The sequence below is a fragment of the Amycolatopsis sp. NPDC059021 genome, from assembly GCF_042739895.1.
In the GTDB taxonomy this organism is placed as follows: domain Bacteria; phylum Actinomycetota; class Actinomycetes; order Mycobacteriales; family Pseudonocardiaceae; genus Amycolatopsis.
In genome coordinates, this window is sequence record NZ_JBHYIQ010000041.1 from 12,812 (window position 1) to 15,657 (window position 2,846).

A 2,846-nucleotide genomic window follows, 5' to 3' on the forward strand; every position below is an offset into this window, starting at 1 on the left:
GGCGGCTCCCGGCGCCCGGCGCCCCGCGCGGCGCGCCCGTCCCCCCATAACCGTGAAACACAACCCTCTCGGCGTTTGGGGGACCTTACACACCACCCCCCTTTTCCGCTGGTCGACAGCGTCAGTACGCGCTTTCGTTCGCCGTCACGCCGTCCGCGAAGCCGCGGCAGTAGTCCCAGCTCACGTAGTCGCCGGGGTTCGGGTCGAAGGCCGGTTCGTGCGGCCGCATCCGCCCGTCGGCGAGCAGCTGCTCCAGGCTGGCCCGTAGCAGGTGCCAGTCGTGGTAGTGCGGTTCGTCGCATTCGCCGCAGTCCACCACGATGCCACGCACGCCGCGCGGCTCGAGAAGTGCCTGGTAGACGGCCAGATCGGAGAGGTCGGCCAGCAGCTCGGTGCGCTCGTCGGGAGTGATCGGTTCGTCCAGCCTGTCGTCGCTGTCGAGGAAGGCGCGGGCCGGATCGTCCGGATCATCCGCGAAGGGGTCTGGGGGCAACACATCGTGCGGCACGGCCTGCACGGTACCGGGCGCGTGCTGCCGGTCCCCACCCGCCCGGGACGTGGGCCCGGCCCGGATATCATGAGGGGAAGGCCCACAGCGTCGTATCGCGGCCCTGTTCATCCCCCGCCAGGAAGGCCCTTCGCCTGCTATGACCAGCGACAGCGTGACCGCACCCGTGCCGAGCAAGTTCGCCATGCTCGGGCTGACCTTCGACGACGTGCTGCTGCTGCCCGCCGAATCGGACGTCGTACCGAGCGGGGTCGATACGAGTACGCGGCTGACCCGCAACATCACCCTGGGCGTCCCGCTGGTCTCCGCCGCGATGGACACCGTGACCGAGGCGCGGATGGCGATCGCCATGGCGCGTCAGGGCGGCATCGGCGTGCTGCAGCGCAACATGCCGATCGACGAGCAGGCCGCCGCGGTCGAGGTCGTCAAGCGCTCCGAGGCGGGGATGGTGACCGACCCGGTCACCTGCTCGCCCGACGCGACGCTGGCCGAGGTCGACGCCCTGTGCGCGCGGTTCCGGATCTCCGGTGTCCCGGTGACCGACGCGGCCGGGACGCTGGTCGGCATCATCACCAACCGCGACATGCGCTTCGAAGTCGACCACACCCGCCCGGTCAGCGACGTGATGACGAAGGCGCCGCTGGTCACCGCGCAGGTCGGGGTCACCGCGGACGCGGCGCTCGGGCTGCTGCGCCGCCACAAGATCGAGAAGCTGCCGATCGTCGACGGCGCGGGCAAGCTGCGCGGGCTGATCACGGTCAAGGACTTCGTCAAGACCGAGCAGTACCCGCGAGCCACCAAGGACCCGGACGGCAGGCTGGTCGTCGGTGCGGCGGTCGGCGTCGGCGTGGACGGCCACAAGCGCGCGATGGCGCTGGCCGACGCCGGTGTCGACGTGCTGATGGTGGACACCGCGCACGGCCACTCGCGTGCCGTCGTGGACGCCGTGGCGCTGCTGAAGAAGGAGCTGGGCGAGGCCGTCGACGTCGTCGGCGGGAACGTGGCGACGCGCGCGGGCGCGCAGGCGCTGGTGGACGCGGGTGTCGACGGCGTCAAGGTCGGCGTCGGGCCGGGTTCGATCTGCACCACGCGGATCGTCGCCGGCGTCGGCGTCCCGCAGATTTCCGCGATCTATGAGGCCGACCAGGCGTGCCGCCCGGCCGGCATCCCGGTGATCGGCGACGGCGGCATCCAGTACTCGGGTGACATCGCGAAGGCGATCGCCGCGGGCGCGTCCACGGTCATGCTGGGCAGCCTGCTGGCGGGCACCGCGGAGTCGCCCGGTGACCTGATCCTGGTCAACGGCAAGCAGTTCAAGGTGTATCGCGGGATGGGCTCGCTGGGCGCGATGCAGTCGCGCGGTGAGGCGAAGTCGTACTCGAAGGATCGCTACGCCCAGGACGACGTGCTCAACGAGGACAAGCTCGTCCCCGAGGGCATCGAGGGCCGGATCCCGTTCCGCGGGCCGCTGGCCAACGTCGTGCACCAGCTCGTCGGCGGGCTGCGCGCGGGCATGGGCTACGCCGGGGCGAACACGATCGCCGAGCTGCAGGAGGCGCAGCTGGTGCGGATCACCGCGGCCGGGCTCAAGGAGAGCCACCCGCACGACATCACCATGACCGTCGAGGCCCCGAACTACACGACCCGGTAGACAGCCCGTTCAGCCGTTCCTCCAGCCGGTCGGCACCCGGAAGACTCCCGGGTGTCGACCGGTTCGGTTTTCAGGAGGGACGGACGGATGTCGGTTTCGCGACGGGTGGTTTCGCGGCGGACGGTGGCGGCGGTGGCCGCGGCGGCGGTGCTGGGAGTCGGCGGGGGTGTCGCGGCGTCCTCGGCGTCGGCGTCCTCGGGCGGTGCGGTGTCTTCGGATGTCTCGGCGGCGCCCGGAGACGTGTGGAAGCGCACCGAGCTGTACTTCGGCACCGGGAAACCCGACGGCACCGAGGTGACGGACACCGAGTTCGGGATCTTCTCGGACAAGGAGCTGACCCGGGCCTTCCCGAACGGCTTCACCGAGCTGCCCGGCAAGGGCCAGTGGAAGGGCGCGAACGGCCAGATCGTGCACGAGCGGTCGCACGTGATCGTCATCGTGTACTCGTTCGCCGACGCCGCGAAGGCCAACACCGAGATCGAGCAGATCCGCGCGGACTACAAGAAGGAGTTCCAGCAGGAGGCCGTCATGCGCGCGGACTCCGTCCAGAAGGTCTCCTTCTGACCCGACGGCCCCACCGCCCCGGGGGGGGGGGTTTGGGGGGGTAACACGGCCGGCGGGGGGGGGGTGGGGGGGTTTTGTAGACACGGGTGTTGGGGGGGGTGGAGACCCGCGGGGGGTGGTGGG

Annotated in this window: 3 protein-coding genes; 2 read left to right on the plus strand and 1 reads right to left on the minus strand. The window is 70.8% G+C overall.

What is annotated here, in order from left to right; translation table 11 throughout:
- Positions 1–121 precede the first annotated feature (121 nt).
- A complete protein-coding gene (locus ACFWX1_RS23730) occupies positions 122–517 on the minus strand; it encodes a DUF5319 domain-containing protein (protein ID WP_345397513.1) in 396 nt (131 codons plus the stop codon).
- 130 nt (positions 518–647) lie between these two features.
- On the opposite strand from ACFWX1_RS23730, the gene guaB reads away from it, so the two are divergent.
- A complete protein-coding gene (gene guaB, locus ACFWX1_RS23735; RefSeq protein ID WP_378327582.1) occupies positions 648–2,159 on the plus strand; it encodes an IMP dehydrogenase in 1,512 nt (503 codons plus the stop codon).
- Positions 2,160–2,246: 87 nt separating this feature from the next.
- On the plus strand, positions 2,247–2,723 hold the full coding sequence (locus ACFWX1_RS23740) for a DUF3574 domain-containing protein (RefSeq protein ID WP_378390698.1): 477 nt from the start codon (positions 2,247–2,249) through the stop codon (positions 2,721–2,723).
- The last annotated feature ends 123 nt before the right edge of the window (positions 2,724–2,846 follow it).

Excerpts from the sequence above, each read along its gene's own strand:
- ACFWX1_RS23740 (WP_378390698.1), top strand. The coding sequence starts at position 2,247 with ATGTCGGTTTCGCGACGGGTGGTTTCGCGGCGGACGGTGGCGGCGGTG.
- guaB (WP_378327582.1), top strand. The coding sequence starts at position 648 with ATGACCAGCGACAGCGTGACCGCACCCGTGCCGAGCAAGTTCGCCATG.